Annotated in this window: 17 protein-coding genes and 1 riboswitch; of the genes, 11 read left to right on the forward strand and 6 right to left on the reverse strand. The window is 50.9% G+C overall.

The window, feature by feature from the left end:
- Nucleotides 1–40: 40 nt before the first annotated feature.
- On the reverse strand, nucleotides 41–622 hold the full coding sequence (locus DHAF_RS08525; protein WP_015943611.1) for a TetR/AcrR family transcriptional regulator: 582 nt from the start codon (nucleotides 620–622) through the stop codon (nucleotides 41–43).
- A 187-nt stretch (nucleotides 623–809) separates the two neighbouring features.
- Between DHAF_RS08525 and DHAF_RS08530 the strand changes: the two genes are divergently transcribed.
- Nucleotides 810–5075 carry a 2-hydroxyacyl-CoA dehydratase gene (locus DHAF_RS08530; protein WP_015943612.1) on the forward strand — a complete coding sequence of 1422 codons (4266 nt, stop codon included), beginning with the start codon at nucleotides 810–812 and terminating at the stop codon, nucleotides 5073–5075.
- Nucleotides 5076–5141: 66 nt separating this feature from the next.
- Here the strand turns inward: DHAF_RS08530 and DHAF_RS08535 are convergent, their stop codons facing one another.
- The gene (locus DHAF_RS08535; protein ID WP_015943613.1) at nucleotides 5142–5633 is read right to left on the reverse strand and encodes a GNAT family N-acetyltransferase; all 492 of its coding nucleotides are present in this window, start codon (nucleotides 5631–5633) and stop codon (nucleotides 5142–5144) included.
- A 160-nt stretch (nucleotides 5634–5793) separates the two neighbouring features.
- Nucleotides 5794–5890: riboswitch (purine riboswitch) on the forward strand.
- A 138-nt stretch (nucleotides 5891–6028) separates the two neighbouring features.
- On the opposite strand from DHAF_RS08535, the gene ade reads away from it, so the two are divergent.
- Nucleotides 6029–7729: an adenine deaminase gene (gene ade, locus DHAF_RS08540; RefSeq protein WP_015943614.1), complete on the forward strand. Its 1701-nt coding sequence runs from the start codon at nucleotides 6029–6031 to the stop codon at nucleotides 7727–7729.
- Between the two features lie 84 nt (nucleotides 7730–7813).
- Here ade and DHAF_RS08545 read toward each other — a convergent pair whose 3' ends face one another.
- Entirely contained in the window at nucleotides 7814–9922 is a 2109-nt protein-coding gene (locus tag DHAF_RS08545) for an FAD-binding protein (protein WP_015943615.1), read from the reverse strand.
- A 298-nt stretch (nucleotides 9923–10220) separates the two neighbouring features.
- Here DHAF_RS08545 and DHAF_RS08550 point away from each other — a divergent pair, with 298 nt between their 5' ends.
- The 3 genes from DHAF_RS08550 to DHAF_RS08560 all read left to right on the forward strand — a co-directional run bounded on the left by DHAF_RS08550 (nucleotide 10221) and on the right by DHAF_RS08560 (nucleotide 15006).
- A complete protein-coding gene (locus DHAF_RS08550; RefSeq protein ID WP_041271938.1) occupies nucleotides 10221–10754 on the forward strand; it encodes a hypothetical protein in 534 nt (177 codons plus the stop codon).
- Nucleotides 10755–11024: 270 nt separating this feature from the next.
- Entirely contained in the window at nucleotides 11025–13226 is a 2202-nt protein-coding gene (locus DHAF_RS08555; RefSeq protein WP_015943617.1) for a hypothetical protein, read from the forward strand.
- A gap of 244 nt (nucleotides 13227–13470) precedes the next feature.
- Complete coding sequence (locus tag DHAF_RS08560) at nucleotides 13471–15006, forward strand: sensor domain-containing diguanylate cyclase (protein WP_242659953.1); 1536 nt, start codon at nucleotides 13471–13473, stop codon at nucleotides 15004–15006.
- On the opposite strand, the gene DHAF_RS08565 is transcribed toward DHAF_RS08560, so the two are convergent.
- Nucleotides 14948–16069: a YibE/F family protein gene (locus DHAF_RS08565; protein WP_015943619.1), complete on the reverse strand. Its 1122-nt coding sequence runs from the start codon at nucleotides 16067–16069 to the stop codon at nucleotides 14948–14950. The two genes, DHAF_RS08560 and DHAF_RS08565, sit on opposite strands and share 59 nt — an antisense overlap.
- Nucleotides 16070–16241: 172 nt before the next feature.
- Entirely contained in the window at nucleotides 16242–17099 is an 858-nt protein-coding gene (locus DHAF_RS08570; RefSeq protein ID WP_015943620.1) for an AAA family ATPase, read from the reverse strand.
- Nucleotides 17100–17380: 281 nt separating this feature from the next.
- Here DHAF_RS08570 and DHAF_RS08575 point away from each other — a divergent pair, with 281 nt between their 5' ends.
- The 4 genes from DHAF_RS08575 (at nucleotide 17381) to DHAF_RS08590 (ending at nucleotide 22609) form a co-directional block, all read left to right on the forward strand.
- Nucleotides 17381–18934, forward strand: coding sequence for an RND family efflux transporter (locus tag DHAF_RS08575; protein ID WP_015943621.1), 1554 nt, complete (start codon nucleotides 17381–17383; stop codon nucleotides 18932–18934).
- A 12-nt stretch (nucleotides 18935–18946) separates the two neighbouring features.
- Nucleotides 18947–19675, forward strand: coding sequence for an ABC transporter ATP-binding protein (locus tag DHAF_RS08580; protein WP_005809408.1), 729 nt, complete (start codon nucleotides 18947–18949; stop codon nucleotides 19673–19675).
- Complete coding sequence (locus DHAF_RS08585) at nucleotides 19672–20892, forward strand: ABC transporter permease (RefSeq protein WP_015943622.1); 1221 nt, start codon at nucleotides 19672–19674, stop codon at nucleotides 20890–20892. Before DHAF_RS08580 ends, DHAF_RS08585 begins: the two co-directional genes overlap by 4 nt.
- 127 nt (nucleotides 20893–21019) lie before the next feature.
- Nucleotides 21020–22609 carry a cell wall-binding repeat-containing protein gene (locus tag DHAF_RS08590; protein WP_242659954.1) on the forward strand — a complete coding sequence of 530 codons (1590 nt, stop codon included), beginning with the start codon at nucleotides 21020–21022 and terminating at the stop codon, nucleotides 22607–22609.
- Here DHAF_RS08590 and DHAF_RS08595 read toward each other — a convergent pair whose 3' ends face one another.
- Nucleotides 22610–23983, reverse strand: coding sequence for a tyrosine phenol-lyase (locus DHAF_RS08595; RefSeq protein ID WP_015943623.1), 1374 nt, complete (start codon nucleotides 23981–23983; stop codon nucleotides 22610–22612).
- A gap of 280 nt (nucleotides 23984–24263) precedes the next feature.
- Between DHAF_RS08595 and DHAF_RS08600 the strand changes: the two genes are divergently transcribed.
- Both DHAF_RS08600 and nhaC read left to right on the forward strand, forming a co-directional pair.
- Nucleotides 24264–24956 carry a Crp/Fnr family transcriptional regulator gene (locus DHAF_RS08600; protein ID WP_015943624.1) on the forward strand — a complete coding sequence of 231 codons (693 nt, stop codon included), beginning with the start codon at nucleotides 24264–24266 and terminating at the stop codon, nucleotides 24954–24956.
- Nucleotides 24957–25205: 249 nt separating this feature from the next.
- Nucleotides 25206–26654 carry a Na+/H+ antiporter NhaC gene (nhaC, locus tag DHAF_RS08605; RefSeq protein WP_015943625.1) on the forward strand — a complete coding sequence of 483 codons (1449 nt, stop codon included), beginning with the start codon at nucleotides 25206–25208 and terminating at the stop codon, nucleotides 26652–26654.
- The last annotated feature ends 104 nt before the right edge of the window (nucleotides 26655–26758 follow it).

Consider the following 26758-nt stretch of genomic DNA (forward strand, 5'->3'; position numbering starts at 1 on the left):
AGCTTACCCCAAGGGCAGGCTCCTTTTTGCTGTCTATAGGTCAGTTGATGGCTAAAAACGACAGAGCTATTTTGGTTATCAGAGAGGCGATGTCTTCCTTTGTTTCCTGCATGCCGTTTTTAATCCATTGGTTGATAATGCTGCTGAAAATGGCTACGACAATATGTTTGAGATATTTAGAAAATAACCCATCCAATGTCAGTTGAGGAAAGATAACCTCAAAGGTTCTTTTACTGATCAGATCCCCCATCTTATTGTAAAAAGACAGATAGGTATTATCACGCACCGTTAATTGGAAGAATTCGGAGTTCTCCTGGACATAGGTAAGCAGCTTAACAATGTGGGGAAAAGGTGCTCCGGTAAGGCGGCTGGCCTGAATAGATTCTCTCGTAACGGATAAAGAAATCTCTTCAATATCCTCCAGCACTTCATCTTCCAGACTTCTCAACAGATCAAACTTATCTTTGTAGTGCAGATAAAAGGTAGACCGGTTGATCATGGCCTTGCCGGCAATATCGCTGACCGTGATCTTATCGAAGCCTTTTTCATGGACGGCTTCGTAGAAAGCCTCCTTAATCAGTTTTCTGGTTTTGATAACCCGTAAATCATCATGTTTATTCATATTATTTTTCTGTTTTTATCAACAGAAATGCTAATCTGTTGATTATAAAACAAACCTCTCTTTATTGATTATTGAGCTTTACGGCAGTTCTATTGTAATATACATATATAAAATAAGCAACACATGTTGATTATAACGTGCTGTTGGTTACAATGGGCTTCTGTAAAGCGAGGTGTTATGATTCCTTATGAATACCATAATTGGTCAAGAAGATAAAAACGAAGGCTTGAAACTTGGCATCGATATAGGGTCCACCACGGTTAAGATCGCCCTCCTCAACCCCAGGGGGGAGCTGATTTTTTCCCGCTATGAGCGTCATATGTCCAGCGTATTTGCTAAAGTCGGCGAGCTTATCGCCGATCTTGAAGGGGATTTTCCGGGACTGCAGGTCACGGCATGCATCACAGGCTCAGGGGGGTTATTGCTCTCCCGGCTTATTGATCTGCCTTTTGAGCAGGAAGTGATCGCCTGCTCAAAAGCAGTGGAGGTTTTCATCCCGAAAACCGACGTGGCCATTGAGCTGGGTGGTGAGGATGCCAAGATCACCTTCTACAAGGACGCGGTGGAGCAGCGCATGAACGGAACCTGTGCGGGGGGGACGGGAGCCTTCATCGATCAGATGGCTGTTCTTCTCAATACGGATGCGGCCGGTCTCAACCGATTCGCCAAGGAACACACGGTGATCTATCCCATCGCAGCCCGCTGCGGCGTTTTTGCCAAGACCGATATTCAGCCCCTGATCAATGAGGGGGTGCCCGTGAGCGATCTGGCGGCGTCGATCTTTCAGGCCGTTGTCAACCAAACGATCAGCGGTCTGGCCTGCGGCCGGGTCATCCGCGGCAACGTGGCATTTCTCGGCGGCCCTCTGTCTTTTTTGTCTGAACTGAGAGGGCGGTTCACAGAGACCCTCGGACTGAAGGAAGAGGAGGTTATTTTCCCTGAGCATTCTCAGTATTTTGTCGCCATAGGCGCGGCGCTGTTGTCCGAAGGCCAGAATAGAATAGGGGTTGCGGAGATACTGGACAGGATTGCCGCTGCCGGAGCTTCGGTATCCACGCAAAGCAGACACCTCCCTCCCTTGTTTGCCAGTGGGGAGGAACTGGCGGAGTTTGAGAGACGTCACAGACGGCACGCAGCGGTGAGAGGGGATATAGCCCAGGCTCACGGTCCTGTATATCTCGGCATCGACGCAGGATCCACCACCACCAAAGGGGCCCTTATCGACAAGGATAAGAAACTGCTGTATACCTTCTACAAAGGCAACGAAGGCAATCCGGTGGGTACGGTAAGAATGATGCTCAAGGAACTTTTCGCCAGCCTCCCCAGAGGGGCCTATATTGCCAATTCGGTGGTTACAGGCTACGGTGAAGGGCTTATTCAAGCCGGTTTCAGTGTGGATTACGGCGAGATTGAGACCATAGCTCATTACAAAGCTGCCGAGGAGTTTTTACCCAGCGTGGAGTTCATTCTGGATATTGGCGGACAGGATATGAAGTGCATAAGGGTGAAGGATGGGGCCATCCATCATATTATCCTTAACGAGGCCTGCTCGTCAGGCTGTGGCTCTTTCATTGAGACTTATGCCAAGTCAGTGAATATGAGTGTGGAGAAGTTTGCTGAGGAGGGCCTTTTAGCACGGTCTCCGGTGGATCTCGGCACCCGCTGCACTGTCTTTATGAATTCCAAAGTCAAGCAATCCCAAAAGGAAGGGGCGACTCTTGGCGATATAAGCGCAGGGCTTTCCTATTCGGTGATCAAGAATGCCCTTTACAAAGTCATCAAGCTGAGAGATCCCCGGGATGCGGGGGGAAAGGTTGTGGTGCAGGGAGGCACTTTCCTGAATAATGCCGTGCTGCGGAGTATCGAGAGTGTCTTAGGGCGTCAGGTGATACGGCCGGATATCGCGGGGCTTATGGGCGCCTTCGGGGCCGCTCTCATCGCTCTCGAAAAAGCTGCGCCGGAGTCCGGGTCCGGCCTGCTCTCAGAACAAATGCTGGCAGAGTTTCAAGCCGGCAGTTCCAACTCCCGGTGCAGGGGATGTCAGAATAACTGCCTGCTCACCATCAACAGCTTTGCCAATGGGCAAAAGTTCGTCACCGGGAACCGGTGCGAGAAGGGGAGCGGCGGGGTAAAACAGGGGCCCCAGGTGCCCAATCTCTATGCCCGGAAATACGCAAGGCTCTTCGCTTACCAGCCCCTACCCCGGGAGGTCGCACCCCGAGGAGTCATCGGTATCCCCAGAGTGCTCAACATGTATGAGAATTATCCCTTCTGGTTCACTTTCTTTACGGAACTGGGCTATTCTGTCCTGCTCTCCCCAGCCTCCTCAAAGACCCTCTATGAGTTGGGGATGGATACCATTACCTCGGATACGGCCTGCTATCCTGCCAAGCTTGTGCATGGGCACATCAAGTGGCTGGCCGACAAGGGCGTCCCGGTGATCTTCTACCCCGCCATCAACTATGAGAGAAGAGAAGATCCTGGGGCCAACAATCATTATAATTGCCCCATCGTCGCCACCTATCCCGAAGTCATCGGCGGTAACATGCAACCCCATTTTGCGGAGAAGGGGATCACTTTTCTGCATCCATTTCTGCCCTATGACGCGGACGAAAAACTGGCCCGGAGACTGGCTGATGAACTGGCCGGCTATGGTGTGCAGCCGGAGGAGGTCGGAGCAGCTCTCCGGGCTGCCCGGAGAGAAGATGAGCGGTTTAAAAAAGATATTGCTGAGATGGGCCGAAAGGCTCTGGCCGTCATCAAAAGAGAGGGGTTGCAAGCCGTAGTGCTGGCCGGAAGGCCTTATCATCTGGACCCTGAGATCAACCATGGTATGGATACCCTGATCACCTCCCTGGGGATGGCGGTGCTGACCGAGGACAGCGTGGCGGGCGGTGTGACGCTGTCCGGGCCGCTGCGGGTGTTGGATCAATGGATGTATCACAGCCGTTTATATAAGGCGGCGGAATTCGTTGGCCGACACGAGGATATCGAGCTGGTCCAGCTGAATTCCTTCGGCTGCGGTCTGGATGCGGTGACCACAGACCAGGTTGAGGAGATCCTCAGCTGCAAAAATAAGCTCTATACCCTGCTGAAGATCGATGAGGGGGCCAATCTGGGCGCGGCCAGGATCAGGATCAGATCCCTGAAGGCTGCGGCAGAGGAGCGCCGGCGGGGTGGTGTGCATCCGGTGGATAAACCCTACACCTTTGAACGCCGGTATTTTACGAAGGAAATGAAGGGACGCTATACCATTCTCCTGCCCCAGATGTCCCCCATCCATTTCAATCTGGTGGAGGCCGCCATTAATTCCTTTGGCTATAATGCCAAGCTGCTTCCGGAGGCAGATAGTCACGCGGTGGATGAGGGGCTGAAATACATCAATAATGATGCCTGCTATCCGACGATCATGACCCTGGGCCAGGTGATTTCCTATTTGAAATCAGGGGAATGCAACCTGGATAAGACCGCCATCTTTATGTCCCAGACGGGAGGGGGGTGCAGGGCCAGCAATTATATCGGCATGCTGCGCAAGGCTCTTCAGAATCTGGGCATGGAACAGGTGCCGGTGATCTCCTTCAGTCATGCCGGCCTCGAAACCAACTCCGGTTTCAGAATCTCATCGGGGCTGCTGGTAAAACTGGTGCTGGGCGTTTTGCTGGGCGATGTCCTGATGCGCGTTCTCTATGCGACCAGGCCCTATGAGCGGGACAAAGGGGCGGCAGACGATCTGGCGGCCCGCTGGACCCGGCGCATGGTCGGGGCGATGCCCCGCCTGGGTGTGGGTGGTTATCGCCGCTTGGTGAAGGAGATGATCGCTGATTTTGATCGGATCGAAGTGAACCATGAGATAAAGCCCAAAGTCGGCGTGGTGGGTGAAATACTGGTCAAATACCATCCCAACGCCAACAATCAGCTTGTGGACATTATTGAAGCAGAAGGCGGCGAAGCCGTGGTGCTGGATCTTATGGATTTTTTCCTCGCCGATATGTACAGCAAGGGCTTCAATTATGAATTCCTCACCGGTACGAAGCAAGGCATGCATCTGGGCAGGCTCGGAATCCGCCTCATCGAATGGCTGAGAAAACCGGCCAGAGCAGCACTCCAAAACAGCCGCCGCTTCCGGCAGCCCCTGCCCATCGAAGAAATCGCCAGGAAGGCCGAAACCTTGGTCTCCCTGGGCAATCAATGCGGTGAGGGCTGGCTGCTGACCGGGGAGATGGTGGAGCTTGTGGACAGCGGCGTTCCCAATATTGTCTGCCTACAGCCCTTTGCCTGCCTGCCCAACCATGTTACAGGCAAAGGCATGATCGGAGCGCTGCGCAGGTCCAACCCACTGGCCAATATCGTTCCCATCGATTACGATCCCGGTGCCAGCGATGTCAACCAATTTAACCGCATTAAGCTGATGATGGCGATTGCCAGGAAAAATCTTGCTCAGGCATCGGGCTGAGCTGAACTAGGCAATTCAGAAATGGATTCGTGGTTCAGTGAGGACTATATTTTCTCACAGCATATATCACAGCAGATAATAATGAGGAATAATGTCCTCATAGCTTCCGTCTTTCATAAGAAAGCCTCCGGGAATGACCCCAAGCTGAACGAAACCCAGCTTGGCGTAGAGTTGCAGGGCTGCCGTATTTGTACTGACGACGGCGTTGAACTGCAGGATCTGAAACCCGATTTCTTTCGCTTTGGCAAGGCAGTGCTTAACCAAAATTTCACCGATGCGTTTTCCCCGTTCTTCACTCTTAACGGCATAGCTGGCATTGCAGATATGTCCGCAGCGGCCCACATTGTTGGGATGGAGGATATACAATCCCACCATGTTGCCTGTAGCTTCTTCGATGGCCACCCCGGTAAAGGATTGGCCGCCGAAGAACTCCAGGCCGGTTTTTTCATCCAGGGGTTCCATCTGGGGAAACGCAATCCCGGTAGCTACCACCTCGTTCCAAATGGGCAGCATGGCGGGAATATCTTCAGGTGTAAATTCTCTGACGGTAATGCTCATGATCCATCCTCCTGATTTCTATCATTCTTCAGGTATCTTGTCATTCATTATAACATGGACTTTCTTTCCTTGACATTTACCTTTTCACTGCTTATAATATAGAACAAAATTAGCGGCAAGCGTGATCATAACCAGAGAAAAGTCCGGGAAAAAATCGAACTGAACTGAATAATAAAATTTTTATATAAGTTCATAATGGGTTGAACGTCTCTACCAACTACCGTAAATAGTTGATTATAAAAATTTCGAACGGAATGACCGGCAGTTTTTCAATTGCCGGCTGTGTTCTATTTGAAATGTTTTATAATCTTTTTTATTGCCTTTTAAGTAGTTGATGGGATGGATACAGAATCAGAAAATAAAGGAACAGGAAGATAGATGGGGAGGTATGGTCTATGAACGATAGGAATTTAAAAAAGCTGGCGCCAAAGTCCCTGGGGCGGGAGAAGGCACAGCTTGTGCTGAAGAACGCCCAGGTCATCAATGTGTTCTCAGAGGAAATTCTGGTCAGGGATGTTGCCGTTGAAGACGGAGTGATTGTGGGTGTGGGGCAGTACCAGGGCCGGGAAGAAGTGGATCTGAGCGGGAAGTATCTCTGCCCGGGCTTCATCGACGCCCACCTCCATTTGGAGAGCACCCTGGTTGCACCGCCGGAGCTCATTCACTCCGCCCTCCAATGGGGAACCACTACGTTTATCATTGATCCCCATGAAGTAGTTAACGTGGCCGGTGAAGAGGGCCTGGATTATATGCTGGAGCAGACCGAAGGTTTGGCGGCTAATGTCTTTCTGATGCTGCCCTCCTGTGTTCCGGCGGTGCCTTTTGAAGAAAACGGTGGTGTTTTCTCAGCGGAAAAGATGGAACCCTATTTGGCTAACCCTCGTGTTCTGGGCTTGGGTGAGGTGATGGATTATGTGTCCGTTATCGAAGCAGAAGAAGGCATGGTGAAAAAACTCCGCCTTTTCCGGGAGCGCATCAAAGACGGGCACGCCCCCTATCTCCAGGACAAACAGCTGGCGGCCTATGCCCTGGCCGGTATCAAAACGGACCACGAATGCATCGACTATGCCTATGCTCTGGAGGAAGTACGCAACGGTATGCAGGTCCTGATCCGTGAGGGCTCCGGTGCCAGAAACCTGGAGGCTATTGTCCGGGGGATTCGGGACAATAGCATGGATACAGGGAACTTTTCCTTCTGTACCGATGACAAACATATCAACGATATCCAGAGGGAAGGGCATATCAGCTATAACATCAAGAAGAGCATCGCCTTGGGCATTCCGCCTCTTAAAGCCATCAAAATGGCCACCATCAATACGGCCAGATGCTACAACCTGACGAAACTGGGGGCAGTTGCCCCGGGATATCAGGCGGATTTCGTCATCCTGGACAGCCTGGAAGAGGTAGCGGTTCATGCCGTCTACCACAAAGGGAAAAAGGTGGATCGGGAAAAGAAGATTGAAATTAAGCCCTGTCCGGAGCAGCTGCGCCGGACCGTCCACCTTCCCAACCTCAGTGCCGATGATCTGAAATTAGCCGTTCCTGACTCCCCGTCCTCCCTGATTCAAATGATCGAAGGTCAAATCACTACGAAGCATGTGCGGGATGTTCTGCCCGCCCAGGATGGCTGCTTTGTTCCCAATGCCCAATACAACAAGGTGGTTGTGGTGGAGCGCCACAAAGGGACGGGACATTTCGCCGTGGCTCCCGTGCTTGGCTTTAATCTGCGGCAGGGAGCAATCGCCACCAGCGTTTCCCACGATTCGCATAATGTGGTGGCCATTGGTGACAACGATGAAAGTATCCTGCTCGCCCTGCAGGAATTGCAGAGAGTCCAGGGAGGCTATACCATGATCCGTGGGCAAAGGGTGCTGGCCACCCTGCCCCTGCCTATCATGGGTTTAATCAGCGATGCCGGATACCAGGCTGTAGAGAATACTCTGAATCAAATGATCGGCTATGCCCATGAGATGGGGGTGCCGGCCCATACCCATCCTTTTATCGCCCTGTCCTTTATTGCCCTCCCGGTGATCCCGGAGATCCGCATCACCACCCGGGGACTGTATGATGTGGTGGATCAGGAGTTTATCAGATAAGTTGACAAAAAGACTGCCGCCAAGGCCCTATTAAGGCTTAGGCGGCAGTCTTTGTATCTTAAGAAATGGTTTGCTTTTACGTCATTAGGCAGATGCTTTGGCCAGGGCATCGTTTACTGCGTCAGTGAAACCTTTTAGTGTCATAGTAGCGCCGGAGACCGCGTCAATCCCGGTGGACTGGTTGGCGATCACCGCTTCGATATACGTGGGCAATGCCACGCCGCCGATGGTTTCGGTTTCTTTCTGCTCGTCTACGGTGATGGCGGTGATCTTGCCGCCGGCGATGGTGACGCTCACCTTAATATCGTCTCCGAAGACCCCGGAGCCCTTGCCCTGATAGGTGCCGTCCTTCCAATTGCCGGAAGAACCGACAGAGCTTGCGGCAACGGTGGTGGTGCCGGACTCGGCGATCTTGCCACTGCCGCCGGAAAGGGAGGCGGCGTGCTTAGCGGCCAGACGGCCAAAGGTGAAGCAGCGCCCGATGGAGAGGCCTGTAGCATGGAAGGGATAATCCGCCGCGCCGTAGAACTGTCCGCCCAGGTTGCCGGCACAATAAAGTCCTTCGATAGGTGTCTTGTTTTCATCGAGAGTTTGTCCGTTGGCGTTTATATAGACACCGGAGCAGAGGGCCGAGACGCGCAGATGGCGCCGGATTCCATAAAAAGGAGGTTTTTTAATAGCATTCATCCACTTTTTATCCTTGCCGAAGTCTTCATCCGCACCCTTTGAGCACAACGTGTTGTAGCGCTCGATAGTGGCCAGGAACGCTTGCTTATCCTCAATGCCGAGCTTGTCGGCCAGCTCGTCGAGGCTGTCGGCACGCCAGGTGTCGATCAGGTGGGGGAAGACGCCTGTGCGGGCTGCGCCATTATGAGAGGCGGCATAGTGTTCATCGGTAATTCCCGGCATGTATTTTTCCATGACGGCAGGGGGGACTAAGGATTCGAAAGCTTCATGGCTCATGTAGTCGCTGTCGTAGATTTGGCAATACCACCCGAGAGAACCCTTCTCCGGAACGTCGTAGTTCTTGCCGCCCTTGTACATATCCTGATGGAGCATCATGTCGTTCATGTAGACAAAACCGATGAACTCATTGCAGAAGCGCTTGCCTTTCATGTTGACGGAAAGGAAGGGCTCCTCATACATGAGGCCGGCATCAAAGTCGTGGAGCATTTTGGTATGCCCGAGTTTTTCCATGACAGCCCCGGCGGTGACCGCCATGAGGTGGCCGTCGCCCGTCTTCTGGAACTGTTTCTTGTCGAAGTTCTCTACATCCGGGCACCAGTGCTTCACCATGGCAGAGTTGTTTTGATAGTCACCGGTGGCGAGGATAACGGCTTTATTAGCATTAAACTTCACATAAGTCCCGTCGGCAAGCTTGCCAACGACGCCCTTCACCCGGCCGGCATCCACAATAAGCTGAACCCCCGGAGTGCTGTAATAAATCTTCATGCGGTCGGAATATTGCTGGGCGGCCTCGTCCAGCACGTAGCTCAGGTACGTGCCGATATTATTGGGTTTCGGTCCCATCCAGGGCGCATACATATGGGCTTTAGCCGTACCGTAGTCGAACTTGCTGTAACGATGGTCGGTCCATTCTCCGGTGAAATCCTGGCTGGTGTCCAGGTAAGCGAAGAGTCCTTTGTCATTGGGCTTGCCGGCGGAAGTGCCGGTCAGGCGGGCGCGGTCGTATACCCATTGCACGGCCTCGCCGGAATGCATAACGTAGGCTTTAAGAAGCTCAGGGTCGGAGCGCCAGCTGTTCAGACTGTTGGTCTGCTGGACATAACGAAGGAGCCCCTCGGTGTCACTTTTGTCGATAATAAGACCGGAACCGCAGTTGCCTTGAGAGACGACCGTGCTCTGCTTTTGCAGCACGGCGACGGAATTGCCCTCCTCAGCGGCGGTGACTGCCGCCGGTACACCGGCCGCACCGGCGCCGACAACGACGATGTCTACTGTAACCTCGCCAACAAAACTGGCAATAGGGTCAAGCTGTACCAGTGAATCCTTAAACTCTTCAAGGGTGAAAGGGTCGGGAAGCGCGGCGGAGCCTTCCGGTGATGTGGGGTCCGCCCCGGGAGTCTCATTTACTACGGATGTGTCGCAGCCTGTCAGTCCCATGAGGCCGATGCCGGCTGCCCCTAAAGCGGCAGTCTTAAAAAAGTCCCTGCGTGAGATAGTGGTGCTCATTGTTTTTTCTCCTCCCAACGATTGATAATATAATTGCGCGATTTCATTTTACAAATCATTGCCGGAAATTTCATCGTACAGTTCCGCTATTTTGTCTATAAAGTTATTGGCTCTGGACAGATACTGAAAACTGTCCAAAGAAGGCCAAGCCAGGTTTGCTGGGATGCTATAAATGATTCACATTTTCAAAGATTTGTGATAAAATGTACATAAAATTAAATGTCCGGATGCCTCTGTAGGATAGAAGCGTCCACAACTGGAGGTGAATCTTAGTGGGGTAAGGCAGCGGGAAGGACAGATGAAGCTCTGCAGTACTCTGGAAAAAACTCTGGAAAGATTGCTTCAGACAAGGAGCCTTTCGGAGATTAAGGTAATGGATGTTTGCCGCTTGAGCGGCATACCGAGATCAACCTTTTATTCCTATTTCTGTGATATCTATTCTGTTCCGCAGTGGATATGGGACGACATGATGGAACATTCCCTTTATAAGATCGGTGACGGCCTTACTTGGGACGAGGGTCATCGTATTATGTTTGAGAACATTCTGCAGCATAAGATTCTTTTCAGCAAAATCTACTGGGAAAACGACAACAATTCGATCCTGGAATACGGCTACAGGGGAGGATATTCCGCGGTGAAGCGCAATGTTGCGGTCCGCAAACATCACCACTGGACGGAAACGGAGCTGCTTGAACTTGACTATACCATCCGGGCGCTGGCCTCCCTCACTACAAAGTGGGGAAGAGACGGCATGATTGTGCCGGTGGAGACCGTGGTGCACATCTTCAACACCCATGTGCCACCGTTTTTAAAGGAGCTGTGCGACACATAGCCCGCCACTTTTTATGGGAAAGAGCTGTCCGTTAAACCCGAAAGATTTTAGGCTGCTTTTTAAACTACCGCATTATATGTGGTAGTTTCACTGTATTAATCGCCTCATCTTGTTGATGGGAACCGTTGTACTCAGGACGCCCGGCTTTTCCTGCCCAGGGAAGGCGGGCGTCTTTTCGTGCTGCAGGGGTTCCCCTTTGCGGGGGTAGAAGCATATCATATTCCATAAATTGCCGACATCCTTATCTATGCAGGGAGATGAGTGCAGGATATGCTTTTCGAGCGTGAAGACTGGAAACTGTTCCGGAATATGGAGACACTGACCCAAAAGGCGGGAGTACCCAAAAGCAAATTGTCCATGCTGGTCTGCAAGGAACTGGCGGATAATGCCCTGGATGTGTGCGGTCATTGTGAGATCGGTTTTGAAGACGGTTTTTTTTATGTCAGGGATCAGGGACCTGGGCTGGATCCCGCACTCTTTTCCATCAACAGGCCCTTAAGATCCTCTAAATACCTGAGGCTGCCCACCCGGGGAGCGCTGGGGAACGGCCTGCGGGTGGTGGCCGGAGCGGTGGCCGCCTCAGGGGGAGAGTTGTATGTTTCCACAAGGGGCAGGCGTTACCGGATTCATTTTCAGCCCGACGGGACGGCCCGGCCCGAGAGCCTGGGCGATGCTCAGGAAATGGGGACCATGATCAGCTTCCAGCTGGGCAGACTGCCCATCAACTCAAGCTGGGCGCAGACGGCGGTTCGCTATGCCGGTGGGGAGAGCTACCGGGGAAAGACCTCCCCCTGGTGGTACACCAGCGAGAATTTCTTCGAGTTGTTCCAGGCCTTCGGCGGCACCGTCCGGGAGCTTATCCAGCAATTTGACGGCTGCACCGGGGGCAAAGGAGGGAAAATCGCTGCCCTCTATCCCAAAACTCCCGCCGGGGACCTGACCTTTGCCGAGACGGAAGGTTTGCTGGGGGAAATGAGAACAGCGGTCAAAAATGTCAGGCCGGCGAGACTGGGACGGATCGGGGAGCGGGAGGAATGGTGCAGCTACAGCAAAGGGGAGGGCGTCTTTTATGTGGAGAGTGCCAAGGGGGAACATAGAGCGGAAATCCCCTTTGCGGTCGAAGTCTACGCCGAAGCCTCTTCCAGCCCCGACATAACGGTCTTGCTCAACAAATCCCCCATCACGGGCGAAGTCAGTCTCTACGATCGGGAGAAGCATGAACTGGGACTGTTGGGCTGCGGGCTGTACCTCTCTTTTCGGAGCAAACCTGTCCGGCTTCTCGTCAATATCATAACCCCCTATATGCCGCTGGTGACGGATGGGAAGGAGCCGGATCTTTCCGTCGTGGAGGATGTCATCAGGGAGACAGCCGCCCGGGCCGTCCGCCGGGCCGGGAAAGTCCTGACGGAGCTGCCTGTGGGCAAAAAGAGATCCCATAAGGAGATCGTGGCGGATTGCCTGGAGCGGGCCATTGCCAAAGCCAGCGGCAACGGCGAGTACCGCTTCAGCCTGCGCCAGCTTTATTATGCCGTAAGGCCCTATGTAATCCGGGAGACCGGCAGAGAGCCGGATTACAACTATTTCTGCCGGGACCTGGTGGGGGGCTATGAGGCACGGCACGGCGACATCCCCCTCATGTACCGGGATGAGCGGGGAACCCTCTATCATCCCCATCGCGGCGAGGATATCTCCATCGGTACTATTGCGGTGGAGAATTACCGCAAGCCCCTCTGGACGTTCAACAAAGTTCTCTATATCGAAAAAGAGGGTTTCTTCAATGTGCTCAAGGAAAGAAAAATCCCGGAAAAATACGATATGGCCCTGCTCACCAGCAAAGGGTATGCCAGCCGGGCGGTCCGGGACCTGCTGGATGCTCTGGGGGAACATGCCGAAGAGGAGATCATCTTTTTCTGCATTCATGACGCGGACGCCTATGGCACCACTATCTATGAAACTCTGCAAAACGAAACGGGAGCCCGGCCCGGCAGAAAGGTAAAGATCATCAATCTGGGGCTGGAGCCCGAAGAAGCTGTGGCTATGGAACTGGAAGTGGAAAAGGTGGAAAAATCAGGACGCAGAAGAGGGGTGGCCAGCTATATTGAGCCTCAGTGGGAGAGCTGGCTGCAGGGGAACAGGGTGGAACTGAATGCCATGAGCACCCCCCAGTTTCTGGCCTGGCTGGAGGAAAAGCTGCAGCGTTACGACAAAGGAAAGGTGATACCGCCCGAATCCGTCCTGCGGGAGAATCTGGAACAAAGCCTGGAGGCCGGAATCAGCCGGGTCATCGCACAGGAGATCCTGGAACAGCATAACCATGGGGGCCGGGTGGCGGAAGCGGTCCGGCAGGTCAAAGCCGATTGGGAGGAGCGGCTGACCGGGCTGGAAGAGAGAGTGCGGGAGGAGCCGGTCAGCCACTGGCAGGACATCGTGGAGGATCTGTCGGAAACCATGTTGAAAATCCGCCCTTTTTAAAAATCAGGAAGCAGGCTTCGTAATTTTGCAAACTGCCGGATTTTAACGGTGGAAACCGCAGGGAACAGCCCTTACTCCGGCTTCATATACACCGGTGCCGCAAACATCCTGCCTTCCGCCGCAAAGGGGACCCCGCCGCCGTACTTTTTTCTCTGGATTTGCCCGCCAAAATCCATATAATTAGGTATAAGGCCGTTTGGGCTGAAATACCCCGGACACCTGGCGGAAAGAAGTGGGGCGCAACGTGCAGTATATTACCTTTTCCATCGTTTATGGGATTATGATATTTATTTGGACTTTTGTGTATCTGAATAAAAGCAAGGATAAAGTCAATGAGTCCTTTTTGGGCTTCTTAACCGTGGTTATCCTCTGGATGGTTCTGAGCATAAGCATCGCCGGCGACGATATTTCCACCCTGGGGCTGGTGCTGAAAACGATCTATTTTTACAGCATGCTCAACATGGCGGTTGCTTTTTTGCTGTTTATCTACCGGTTTATCGGCAGGAAGCTGGACGGGTTATTTTATATGTCGGTGACCATCAACACCCTGACCATTCTGGCCAGGTACCTGTTTCCCATCGATTATGCGGATCCGACCTTCTGGCGGCTGACCGACCCGGTCGTCGCGCCGGTCATGTCCGCCTTGTTCAGTCTGCCGGCTGTGTTCGCCCTGATTCTTATTGTGCGGCACTATAAAATGACGCAGGACGGCAAATTAAGAACCCAATTGCGATTCGTTTTGAGCGGGACCGGACTGGCCTGTCTGATCAGCATAGTTTCCGAATACATCCTGCCTGCTTACTTTGGGCTGGAGAGCAATCTTTCTCTCATGTATTTTGCCATTCTTATTTTTATTGTTTATATTTTCCGCTCCATCATCAAGTTCAAATTCCTGAATATACAGTCCGACTATGTGTACAGAAGGTTGTTTTTAAATTCCGGCGAAGGCATCCTCATCATCAACCGGCATTTAACCATCGTCAGCATCAACAACCTGGCCAAAGAAATTCTGGAGAATAAGGCCATTGAGCCGGGGGATAAGATAACGCAGCTGATCAAAACCTACGATTTTGACACGAATTATAAACAGCAGGAGATAACCATTGTGGTGGAAAGCGGAGAAAAATATCTCACAATGACTCAGCATCCCATAGACCCGGATGATCGGGATTCAACCAAGCTCCTGGTGGTCAACGATATAACCTCCGCCAAGCTGAAGCTGAAGCAGGAAAAAGAGCTGCTGATGAAACGGTCTTCCATCGATCCGCAGACCGGCTTCTTCAATAAGCAGTATATGCTGGACTATGATAAGGCAGAAAGTCCGGAATTGGGCAATACGGCTTTGCTGTTTATCGATATTGACAATTTTAAATCCATCAATGATCTTTACGGACACCTGGCCGGGGACAGTATCCTGAAATCCGTGGCGGAATGCATCAGGTGCAGCATAGGGAGCGAGGCACAGGTCATACGGTTCGGCGGGGATGAGTTCGTGGTGATCTTTGCAAATCCCGGGAAGGATGAGGCCTACCTGGCGGCGGAGGCAATCAGGACGAAGGTGAATGCTCTGATCTTGCCGGAGCACTACGGGGATTTGACCCTATCCCTCAGCATCGGCCTGGCGGAAGGCCGGGTTCCGGTCAGAGAGCTGATCACCCAAGCGGACGAGGCCATGTACAGCGCCAAAAGCCAGGGCAAGAACAGGACGATGAAAAGTCTGGTCAGGGATGTTGCCGTTGAAAAAGGAGGCCGGCAACAATCGCAGTTATTGGAACCGTAATCGTAAGGCCGATGCTTCCGGCCATAGACCTTAAGATTTCCGAAGCAATGATTTCCCGGTTGATAAGCTGATGCAAAGATATATTCTCGGCAGATAAAAGGAGCAGCATATAGATGGAACCGCCTGTATAAGCCAAGATCAAGGTATTGGCCATGGTACCAATGGTGTCTTTTCCGACATTCATACCTGCTTTGATTAATTGGAAAGAACTTAACGAATAGGTCTTTTCTTTCAATTCATTTACGGCTGAAGCAATGGACATGCTGACATCCATGACCGCGCCGAGAGAACCGATAATGATTCCGGCAAAAAACAAGCCTTGATAACTGAATATAGAATCTTGGGGAAGATATTCCAACAGATAGGAGTCCTCATCAATGGCTCCGGTAAAATGTGCTAAATCGCCGATTGTGATTGTAAGATAGGCTGCAGCGCAGAGACCGCAGAGGGTTCCGATAAGAGCGGCAAAAGTTTTCTTATTATGGCCTCCGACTAAGAGCAACGTAAAAATTGCGATAACCGAGCATAAACCGATCGTAATATAGGTTGGATCATAGCCTTGTAAAATAAGCGGAAAAAGAACGTAAATAATCGCAAAGTAGGTTGCAAGCAGGGAAAGAATAGCCCGAATGCCTTTGGATCCTCCGATTAATACGAGAAGCCCAATAAAACCCAATAAGAGGTAGGTCATATACTTATCGCGGGCAATCTCTGTAATACTCACTTTCTCCACAGCCCCATCCCCGTTAAGAAAAAGGGTAACGAACACCTCGTCGTTTTCTCTAAGAGTAATTCCGTAAAAAATACCGGTAGCATAAAAACTCGTAACAAATCTTTGCTGCTTATGCGCCCCCTCTAAGGTAATTAACTCGACAGACTGAGCGGAGTTTTGATGCTTTTGCAGATCAATGCTGATAATTCTTGCTCGGACCATTTTTTCTTGTTTCTCTGAAGGGGATGATGATATCTCGGCGGCAGCCAGGCAGATATGGCTTGAAGATATAAAGGAAAACGCTATATAAATGATCCCCAAAACGATGTATTTATAAAGATTTTTCTTCACTTCATCCTCCTTGGGCAAAGGTTGTCCCTAATATTTATGTGTATGATTCAAGATTATTCTTCTAAAAAGATTCCAATGTATCTATACGGCAAGAAAGTCTTTTCGCCGTATATGATAAAAAGTCATGACAGTGGCCTAACCACTATCATGACTTTATTTACTAAAAGGTCAATCAAAACTCCCTTTCTCGTTTTTTGAAAAAATCATAGTAGATGCGGACATTTTCCAGCTCCGTCCAGCGCTTTACAGCCACGGGGGTTTCATCCAGATTATAGATTTTGGCTCCCCTGAGGGCCAGGAGAAAAGGGGAATGGGTGGCGATTATAAACTGACATTGCCAAAACCTTGCCGAGTCCTCGATAAATTGCACTAATTCCAGCTGACGCTTTGGGGAAAGGCTGTTTTCAGGCTCATCCAGAAGATAAAGGCCCTTTTCATCTATTTTTTCCGTGAAATAGCGGAAGGCATTTTCCCCGTTGGAATACTCCCGGGCATTATCCATCAATTCATTTCTGACGAAACGGGACTGAGAGTTAAACCGGGCATGGTTTACTCTTTTCAGCTCCTCGTAATCGGCCAGGGATTTCAATTGGAACCGGGAATATTTCGCTTCCAGATAGTCGTCGAAAAGCTGTTCCCGTTTCCGGTCAATTCCTTCATTTAAGCTGCGTATGTTAAGCATATAGTCAAACACATCATCGCTGGTAATGATCCGGCTGTGTTCAGGAAGGAAGACTTTAAGCTGCATTTCGCACATGGCGACATAGTCGGGGAAGAAATTGGATTTGTTATAGATGGCATCCCGGGGGATTTCCGTTTTTTCGGCGATGATATTTAAGAGGGTCGATTTTCCCGAGCCGTTTCCTCCATATAAAATGGTGATGAGATCAAAATCAAGCCTTTCCAGCCCCCGTCCCGGCAGGACCTGAAAGGGATAATAGGAGTCGTAACAGGTTCGTTTAACCTTGTCCTGGAAGAAGATGGATTCCCTGTCTCCGTCGGGAAAGGTAAACTGTTCTAAATATATCATTTGTTACACCTCATGGTTATTTCAGTGCCCCCATGTGTTCTTAAGTTAATCTTATCACTAAGGCAATGAGTGTGGCAATCCGTATGATAACACCCCAAAACGCTGCTCATCAGGATGGGCGGCGTTTTTGCGTCCCAGGTCCCCCGGCATACATTCAGTTAATTTTCAGCTAACACTAAGTAGTCTTTAAGCATGGACCGTTATAATTATGGAGGAGCAATCTGGAAACTATTAACGAAACAGTTAGTCTGGGCAGAAACAAGGGATAGAGGAGAGAGGGTATGAAAAAAAAGTTGGTGATTACTCTGGTCCTTGGAGTTGTTGTATTGGGCGGAGGGGGTTTCTGGGCTTACCAGCATTTTCAGGAGAAACCCCAACAAACGTCTTTAATGACAACCACAGTTAAGAAGGGTGATATTATCCAGGAGATTACGGCTACAGGCACTGTGATGTATCCTGAAGAGGTTCCCCTGGCCTTCGAACAAAACGGCAAGGTGCGGGAAATCTATGTAAAAGTCGGCGATGCGGTAACAGCAGGTCAGGCTCTGGCCCAGATGGATACGGAAACCTTGCAGCAGGAGGTGACCGAGAGTATGGCCAGTCTGAAAGAAGCTGAGCTGAACTGGCAGCAACAGAAAGTGGAAGCAGAAGGGACGCTGGTTAAAGCCAGGCAAGCGCTCCGGACAGCGGAGCAAAACGCTGATCCGGCTTATTTGCAGAATCAGCTGGCCATTGCGGAACAAAGTCTGCTGATTGCCGGCAATAATCTGGCCGCCAGCCAACTAAGCGGAGATGAATCGAGTATCTTACAGGCCAAAACCGCCCTCACTCAGGCCCAGTCTGACCTGATCAATGTTCAAAATACATATAATGGCGGAGCGGAACAGGCTGTGGACTCAGCAAAAGCCGATCTGGAAATCGCCGAAGTGAAATTAGCCCGTCTTCAGGAGAGAACTTCCCTGGCCCAGGCAGAAACCGCCGTGGTGAAAGCACAGGAGAATTTGGCCAAAGCAACCTTGGTTGCGCCTTCAGATGGTGTGATTATTGAAATTCCGGTAAAAGAAGGGCAGACCTTAAGCGATACGACCACCGTGCTCAATTTAGCCACCGGAGGAGAGCTGTTGATCGTAGAATCCTATGTCTCTCAGGATGAAGTGACAAAGATTAAAACAGGTCAGAAGGCCAATATCTCCCTGGATTCTGCGCCGGAGGATTATATGAGCGCAACGGTGACCCAGGTGGCCCTAAAAGGAACAACGACTCAAAATGTAACCACTTTCCAGGTGACGATGCAAATGGATGAAGTAACAGACGCCATACGGCCGGGAATGAATGCTAATGTGGGGATTATCATAGCCGAAGCCAAAGATGTCCTCATCGTACCGAGTTCAGCCGTACAAACCCAGGGAGATCAGAAAGGGGTTCTCCTGCTCTCCAATCCGCCATCTTCAGGCAGTCCATCCCCAGAGGGGCAGATGCAGGGAAGGCCTTCCCAAAGGGAACAAGTTCCAGGGGAACAAGCAGAAGCTCAAAAGGAACAGGCTCAAGGGGAAGGCGCTCAGGCAGGAGCCGCTGAACCCAGGAATTCGGAGAGGTCCGCACCCCAGGGGACAGCACAGTTTGTTCCCGTCGAGACGGGTCTGGATGATGGGACCAATGTAGAGATTAAAAGCGGTTTAACAGAAGGGCAAAGGATTGTGGCAGGGACACGAACAAGCTCATCCGGTTCCAACACGAATGCCAATTCCAACAGGAATATGAACTCCCCCGCCGGAGTGATGCCCGGTATGGGCGGCGGCGGCGGATTTGGCGGAAGCGCACGGCCCATGAGATAGGGGGGACCAAGGGTGATCCAGCTTAAAGGAATTAAGAAAATCTATACAACCGGGGATATTCAGGTCCACGCATTGCGGGGGGTGGACTTTCACATCAAGGCCGGAGAGTTCGTATCCATCATGGGGCCCTCCGGTTCAGGGAAATCCACAACGATGAATGTCCTGGGCTGTCTGGATATTCCCACAGAAGGAGAATATCTTCTCGATGGTGTGGATGTGGCCAAGGCCACAGCCAAAGAATTAGCCAAAATCCGCAACCGCAAGATCGGTTTTGTCTTTCAGGGATTTAATCTTTTACCGCGCACCACGGCTTTGGAGAATGTGGAGCTGCCCATGCTGTATGCCGGGATCAATGCTAAAGAGCGTCATCAAAGGGCGGTGGAAGCATTAGAGTCGGTGGGTTTGGGAGACAGGGTATACCACCGGCCCAAAGAGCTGTCGGGAGGCCAGCAGCAGCGGGTAGCGATTGCCCGGTCTCTGGTGTGCCGGCCGGCCATTATTTTAGCCGACGAACCCACCGGAAACCTGGACAGCAAGGCCAGCGAGGAAGTGATGGCCATCTTTCAGCGTCTGCACCGGGAAGGGAATACCATTGTGCTGGTTACCCATGAGCCGGATATAGCGGAGTATACCCAACGCATTATCCGCTTCCGGGATGGGGAGATCGAGAAAGACGAAGCCGTCGAAAACTCCCGCGTGGCTAATGCTCCCCTTGACCGGGAGAAAGGAGGAGCGGTGTGAACTTCCTGGAATTGATGAAAGTATCTTTACGGGCTCTTTATGCCAACAAGCTCCGCTCGGCCTTGACCATGCTGGGAATTATCATCGGCGTTTTTGCCGTGATTATTATGGTGGCCATAGCCAATGGGGCGACCCAATCCGTAACCGCCAATATTCAGGGGCTGGGCTCCAATCTGCTCATTGTCTCTGCAGGGCAGTCCAGCTTTGGCGGGGTGCGGGGCGGGGCGGGGAGTGCCAACACCTTGACCATGGAGGATGTGGCGAAGGTGAGAGCTGCCGGCTCCGCGGTCAAGGCGGTGGCTCCGGTGGTGAATACCAATGCTCAGGTGGTTTATGGCACGGGCAATACCTCCACCAGTGTCATGGGGACAACTGCGGAATATGCCGATGTCCGCAGCATCAAAATAGCCCAGGGAAGGTTTATAACCGAAGAGGATATCACGAAATCCGCCCGTGTGGCGGTTGTTGGCCCTACCGTGGTTGAAAATCTTTTCGGGGATGCCAACACGGATATTATCGGCAAAAACATCAAACTGAACAATATTCCCTATCAAGTGGTTGGCGTTACGGTGAGCCAGGGCTCGTCCGGGATGACTAATAATGATGATATGATCTATGCGCCTATTTCCTCCGTACAGTCCCGTCTGGTGGGGAGCAAAAGCGTGCGCCAGATCTATATTGAAGCCGAGTCGGCTCAGCTGATGACTGAGGCTCAGGACCAGGTTACCTATGCCCTGCAGCTGGCTCATAAGATTCAAAGCGGCCAGGAAAATGATTTTACCATTACCAGCCAGGCCGAAGTTCTGGAGTCCATGGAAGAAATATCCCAGACCATGACCCTGCTCTTAGGGGGCATCGCCGGAATATCCCTGCTGGTGGGGGGAATCGGTGTGATGAATATTATGCTGGTATCCGTTACGGAGCGGACCCGGGAGATTGGCATACGCAAAGCCATCGGAGCCGGGGAAGGGGATATACTCTTCCAGTTCCTCATCGAGTCGGTGGTGCTCAGCCTGATTGGCGGGATGCTCGGTATCCTTTTGGGATGGGGAGGCTCTCTGGTCGCCAGCAGGCTTTTCGGTGTAACAACAAGTGTATCCCTATCCTCGGTGGGCATAGCCTTTGGCTTTTCCGCCCTGATCGGGATTGTGTTCGGCGTCGTTCCGGCCAAAAAGGCCGCTGCCATGAATCCGATTGAGGCCTTGCGGTATGAGTGATTTTGCGCCAGTGCTCTGTAACACCTTAACCTTGCCTTGCCCGGCGGGGAAAATTTTCGTAGGACAAGGCGGAGGAATGAGGAATTAGGTGGTTATAGAGTACTAAGAAGAGAGGAGAATCTGAGTGGTGGCCAAAAAGAAAAAGAGCCTGGCTCTTGCAGTATGCCTGTTTGTCCTGCTGGTAACCCTAATTCCCGGAACCGTCCGGGCAGCTGATGATGATGTGGATTGGAACAAAGGGGTGCTGGCCTATTTAGTCGTGGATGCAGGGGATGCGCAAACGGTGATCGGTTCTGCGGATACCATCCATTTCCGATTGTATGATTTGAACGGCGATCCCTATAGCGGCTCGGTATCCGGCTATATTACCGATCCTGATGATGAGGTGACTTATGTTTCCATAAGCGGGGGTCAGGGGAGCTATTCCATAGCCAATTTTAATTTTGATAAGCTGGGCAGCTACTCCATATTTCTGTGGGATCAATATGATAATTATGCCGGCGGGACGGTTAAAGTGGTTGAACCGGTCATCACCCTAACAGGCAAGCCGGTGGTTCATTCGGAAAGCAAGGTAAGCGTAAAGATTGCTGACCCTGATGGCAGAGTCCTTGCCCGCCAATCCCTTACTGTGGACGGGACAGAAGTCGGTGCCGGCTCGTCGAACTACACTACGTTATTTGACGGCACCTTTACTTTTACCATCACCCCCAAAAAGACGGGCACTGTCAGCATTATCTATGGCGGGCATGTGGTGGGGACTGTGGAAGTTGTGCCGGCCTACACCCCGGGCAGCCGCATCGGCGCTCAGGCTGCCGATAACATGCAGCTCTCGGTGGAAGTGGCTCAAAGCGGATGGGCAAAGGCCTCCACCGTTATTCTGACCCGGGACGATGTGGTGGCAGATGCTATGGTCGCCGTGCCCTTATCGAAAAAATATGATGCTCCCATTTTAATGACCTCTTCCCAGCGCCTGAGCAATGAAGTTCTTCATGAAATTCTCAATCTGGGGGCGGAAACAGTCTATATGATCGGGGGAACGGGTGCCATCTCCGCCGAAATTGAAAGCGAATTGCAAACCTTCGGGATAACCACCCAGCGCTTGGCAGGTGCCAACCGTTATGATACAGCTGCGCAAATAGCGGAGTTGGTCGGTCCATCAGATAGAGTCTATCTTGCTTACGGATACGGAGAGCCTGACGCTATTGCCGTAAGCTCCTTTGCGGCAGCCCAAGGAGCTTCCATCTTGCTGACGGATACCCACAGCCTGCCGGAAGAGACCCAAAACCGGTTAAAGCAAATCTCGCCTGGGGAAGTTGTGCTGCTCGGCGGGACCGGCATCATCAGTTCCGCTGTGGAAACCCAGCTTAGCGGCCAATACGCTGTGAAGCGCTGGGGCGGAGCAGATCGCTATGGAACCCAGCAGATCATCTTCCAGAATCTCCTCACCCATGAAATTCCCGTTTATATCGCTTCGAGTTTAGTTTCTCCTCAGGATGCAGTTCAGGGAAAGCCTAAGGGAGACGCTTTATTGGCTGCCGCTTTAGCCGCCAAAGCAGGGGGCTGCGTCATGAGTGTTCCCCAGGACAGCCTTCCTGCCGCTGTCAGCTATTCTCTGCTTTATAATAAGGGATATATCTCAGAGGCCACAGTGGTCGGGAACTCAGAATCGGTTCAGGCCACCTTGGAGTATCAGATTCATGAGCTGGTGAAGCATTAATCAAATGTGTTCAAATCTGGCGGTGAAGAAACGAAGCATTTCCGGTTCGTAAACAAATTTAAGCCCTTTGATGGTCTCCCTTTGCTGGTAAAGCTCAATAACCGCTCTGGCCACGATGTCCATATGAGCGTAAGTATAAACCCGGCGGGGAATCGTCAGCCTTACCAGCTCCAGTTTAGGATGGCGGTTTTCCCCTGTTTTAAGATCACGTCCGGCGGAGATGATTCCTCTTTCCATAGAGCGTACCCCGGATTCTATATATAATTGGGCGGCCAGAGCCTGTGCCGGGAAGTGGTCCTGCTCAAGGTGGGGCAAAAACCGTCTGGCATCAAGGAAGACGGCATGGCCGCCCACCGGTTCCACAATGGGAACCCCCGCCGCTAAAAGCTGATCGGCAAGATAGGCCACCTGCTCCACACGGTGTTCAATATAAGCATAATCCACCGATTCCGTAATCCCGATGGCCATGGCTTCCATGTCCCGGCCGGCCATGCCGCCGTAAGAAGGCATTCCTTCAAAGACCACCACCAGTTCTTTAGCCCTGAGGAACAATTCATCATCATTCATGGCCAGAAAACCGCCGATATTGACCATACAATCTTTTTTACCCGACATGGTGGCTCCGTCGGCATAGCTCATCATCTCCAAGAGAATTTCTTTGATGGTCTTGTCCTGGTAGTCTGCTTCCCGCTTCTTGATGAAGTAAGCGTTCTCCACACAGCGGGTAGCGTCAAAAAACACCTTGATGCCGTGTTGGTGGGCAAGCTCATGGACCGCCTTCATGTTTTCCAGAGAAACGGGCTGTCCTCCGGCCAGATTGACAGTAACGGCAAGGCAGATGTAAGGAATCTTCTCCGCGCCTACTTCATCGATTAAGGTCTGGAGTTTCCTGAGATCGATATTTCCTTTGAAAGGATGCCGGTTGGCTGAGTCATGGGCTTCATCAATGATAATATCTCTGAAGGTAGCTCCGTTGGCTTCCTGATGGTATCTTGTGGTGGTAAAATACATATTGCCGGGCACATAATCCCCGGGTTTAATCATCAGCCGGGAGAGCAGGTTTTCCGCCCCCCGTCCTTGATGAGTAGGGACCAGGTGCTTGAAGCCATAATATTCTTTAACCACCCGATCCAGGTGCAGGAAATTCCTGCTCCCGGCATAGGCTTCATCACCGATCATCATACCGGCCCATTGTTTATCGCTCATGGCAGTAGTGCCGGAATCTGTGAGCAGATCAATATAGACATCCTCACTCTTCAGCAAAAAAGTGTTGTAGCCTGCTTCTTTCATGGCCTCTTCACGCTCTGCCCGCTTCATCGACCGAACGGGTTCAACGACCTTAATCCGAAAGGGTTCTGCAGGATAGGTTTTCATGATCATCTCTCCTAACATTTCATTATCGTTTAAAAGATTGTCGACGGGATTTGGCACCCCTCTAAAAATGATTATAGGAGCTGTCTTTTATTTATTCTGTTGTCAGATTAACATCTTTTAAAGAATTTTTTATTTTTAGATAAATAGGCATGTGTTCCTGGTGGTTCCTTGTTTTATCGTTATTCTGCAGAATTCCGGAAAGAGAATAGGTGATTGCTTGGTTTTGAAAAGTATGCTATTTTAAAAGCAATTAACGGAATCAGGTGGGGGAGGGATTTTTGTGAATGATGGATCAAATGATTTCGAATTGCTGGGTTCACCTTGGATATGCGAAAATCCGCACGCTAACTGGACTGCCCCTGCTGCACATGGGATGTTTAAAAGATTCAAAAAGAAGGAAATCATTATCCATAGCGGTGATCAAATAGACTACATCTATTATTTGCATAAGGGACGGATCAAAACAGTGGCCCAGAGTCCTTCCGGCAGTCAAAAAATTCTTTGGTATATTGAAGCCGGGTCTATTTTCGGCGAGACGCCTTTTTTTAACCGCAAACCCTGTGATTACAACTTTTTTGCCGTCACGGATTGTGAAATATATATTTATCCCATGGAGGTAATTATGCAGGAGATCATCCCTAAATTTCCTGACCTCACCCTATCTATTATCAAAACCCTTTCCCGCAAGGTTCATATCCTATCCACCCAGGTGGAAGACTGCGTTTTTAATAAACCTCTTGTCCGTGTGGCTAAATTGATTTATCTTCTCCATCAAGGACGTATCCTTGAGGATAAAAGAGGAAGTTCATCCATTCCTCTTACGCAAGAGGATATAGCCAATACCCTGGGGATGCATCGGGTGACGGTCAATCAGGCCCTGAAGCATTTGAAAGAGATCCAGGCCTTAAAAGAACACACCCATCTTATCATCATCCATGATCCGGAGAAATTAAAAGAGGTTATGGAAGCCTGAGCACCCCTGAGCCGGACAATTCATGAAGGGAGTACCCCTTGGCTGCTTTTTGAGGCGGCAGGCGGTACTCCCTTTTGCTATGATTGCTCTTCGATGGAATAGGATAAGATTTTAAAAACTTAAGGATAAAAAATAAAATAAATTTTCAAGATGTTAATCCGACAACAGATTTAGAAAGATTCAGATAATATAATCGCCTTAGAAGGGTCCATGCATGGAGTTAAATTATAATTGAATGGGGGTCAGTTAATGGATAATGATGGTAGCAGAAAAAAACCAGGGCTTATGTTGGCTGTCGTAGCTTTTATCATTCCGGTACTTGTTATCCTTTGGGGGGTAGTTTTTGCCAAGCTGCCTGCGCTTCTTCCCATTATTATTGCCACAACAATTGCCTGCCTGATTGGTAAGCTTTGGGGCTATTCCTGGGATGAAATGCAAAAAGGGATGTTTGATTCTATTTACCGGGTTCATATCGCGATTTTAATATTAATAGCTGTAGGTATGCTTATTGGTGTGTGGATTCTTGCCGGTACTATTCCGACGATTATCTACTGGGGGCTAAAGCTTATTTCCCCGTCCGGTTATCTGGTGACAGCGTTCTTACTGTGTATTGTTGCTTCAACGGCAACAGGAAGCTCCTTCGGCACCATGGGAACAGTCGGTATTGCCTTACTGGGCGTTGGTCAGGCTCTTGGCTATCCCTTGCCCTTAGTAGTGGGTGCCATCGTTTCCGGAGCTTATTTTGGGGATAAGATGTCTCCGGTATCCGATTCAACCAATATTGCTTCTTCTGTTTGTGAAGTGAATTTATTCAGCCATATTGGTTCGATGATGTGGACCACTATACCTGCCGCGGTAGTAACCGCCGTCATTTACATCATCATGGGTATCAATCACAGCGGCGGCAGCGATTTGGGAGCGGATGTCACCATTCTCCTGCAATCACTGGAAACGACCTTTAATCTTTCCCTATGGACCTTGGTGCCGCCTGTGTTATTGATCCTTCTGGCTTATCGCCGGGTTCCGGCAGTCCCCTTGCTTATGGTATCGGTTGTGCTTGGGGCCATTGTGGCCGCCTTATTCCAGGGGCAGTCCATGATTGCAATTATTAACTCAACCATCAAGGGCTATGTGGGCAGCAGCGGTGTGGCCCAACTGGATTCCCTGCTTACCCGTGGGGGAATCAATAGTATTACCGGCACAGTGATGCTGTTGATCTCAGCGGTTTCCTTTGGCGGCGTGTTGGAGAAAATCGGGGTGCTGGGAGTTATTGTTGATGCCAGCTTAAAGTGGGCGACAACGACTGGACGGCTCATTGTTTCGGTCATTTTTGCCAGCTATATCATGTTGATCGGGACAGGAAGCCAGGCGATTGCCATGATTATTCCCGCCCGGGCCTATGCACCTGTATTTAAGGAAAGAGGATTGCACTTGAGGGTTCTTTCTCGAACTGTGGAAGACAGCGGCTGTATTGCCAGCCCTCTTCTGCCTTGGAGCGTGCATGCTTTTTATATCCTGGGCGTCCTCGGCGTCAGTGCTTATGAATACGCCCCCTATGCCTTTATGTGCTGGATTGTCCCCATATTCTCCATAATCTATGGCTATACGGGTTTTGCCATCTGGCGGGCGGACAACTCCCCCATACGCAAGCCTGCTCCTGAGGTGAAGGACTCAGGGAACGATTCCTTCCTTAATTAATAAGTGAAGGATAAGTGAATGATTCATAGGTGAATAAATTAGGTGAATAAATTAAGAAGCTCAGGCAAAAGGAGATTCCTGGATTTCATTAAAGGATAAGGAGT

The organism is Desulfitobacterium hafniense DCB-2 (genome assembly GCF_000021925.1).
Lineage (GTDB): Bacteria > Bacillota > Desulfitobacteriia > Desulfitobacteriales > Desulfitobacteriaceae > Desulfitobacterium > Desulfitobacterium hafniense.

Coding starts and splice junctions, on each gene's coding strand:
- DHAF_RS08525 (WP_015943611.1), bottom strand. CDS start 622: ATGAATAAACATGATGATTTACGGGTTATCAAAACCAGAAAACTGATT.
- DHAF_RS08550 (WP_041271938.1), top strand. CDS start 10,221: ATGAAGCTCTGCAGTACTCTGGAAAAAACTCTGGAAAGATTGCTTCAG.
- ade (WP_015943614.1), top strand. CDS start 6,029: ATGAACGATAGGAATTTAAAAAAGCTGGCGCCAAAGTCCCTGGGGCGG.
- DHAF_RS08530 (WP_015943612.1), top strand. CDS start 810: ATGAATACCATAATTGGTCAAGAAGATAAAAACGAAGGCTTGAAACTT.
- nhaC (WP_015943625.1), top strand. CDS start 25,206: ATGGATAATGATGGTAGCAGAAAAAAACCAGGGCTTATGTTGGCTGTC.
- DHAF_RS08575 (WP_015943621.1), top strand. CDS start 17,381: ATGAAAAAAAAGTTGGTGATTACTCTGGTCCTTGGAGTTGTTGTATTG.
- DHAF_RS08595 (WP_015943623.1), bottom strand. CDS start 23,983: ATGAAAACCTATCCTGCAGAACCCTTTCGGATTAAGGTCGTTGAACCC.
- DHAF_RS08570 (WP_015943620.1), bottom strand. CDS start 17,099: ATGATATATTTAGAACAGTTTACCTTTCCCGACGGAGACAGGGAATCC.
- DHAF_RS08555 (WP_015943617.1), top strand. CDS start 11,025: ATGCTTTTCGAGCGTGAAGACTGGAAACTGTTCCGGAATATGGAGACA.
- DHAF_RS08545 (WP_015943615.1), bottom strand. CDS start 9,922: ATGAGCACCACTATCTCACGCAGGGACTTTTTTAAGACTGCCGCTTTA.
- DHAF_RS08535 (WP_015943613.1), bottom strand. CDS start 5,633: ATGAGCATTACCGTCAGAGAATTTACACCTGAAGATATTCCCGCCATG.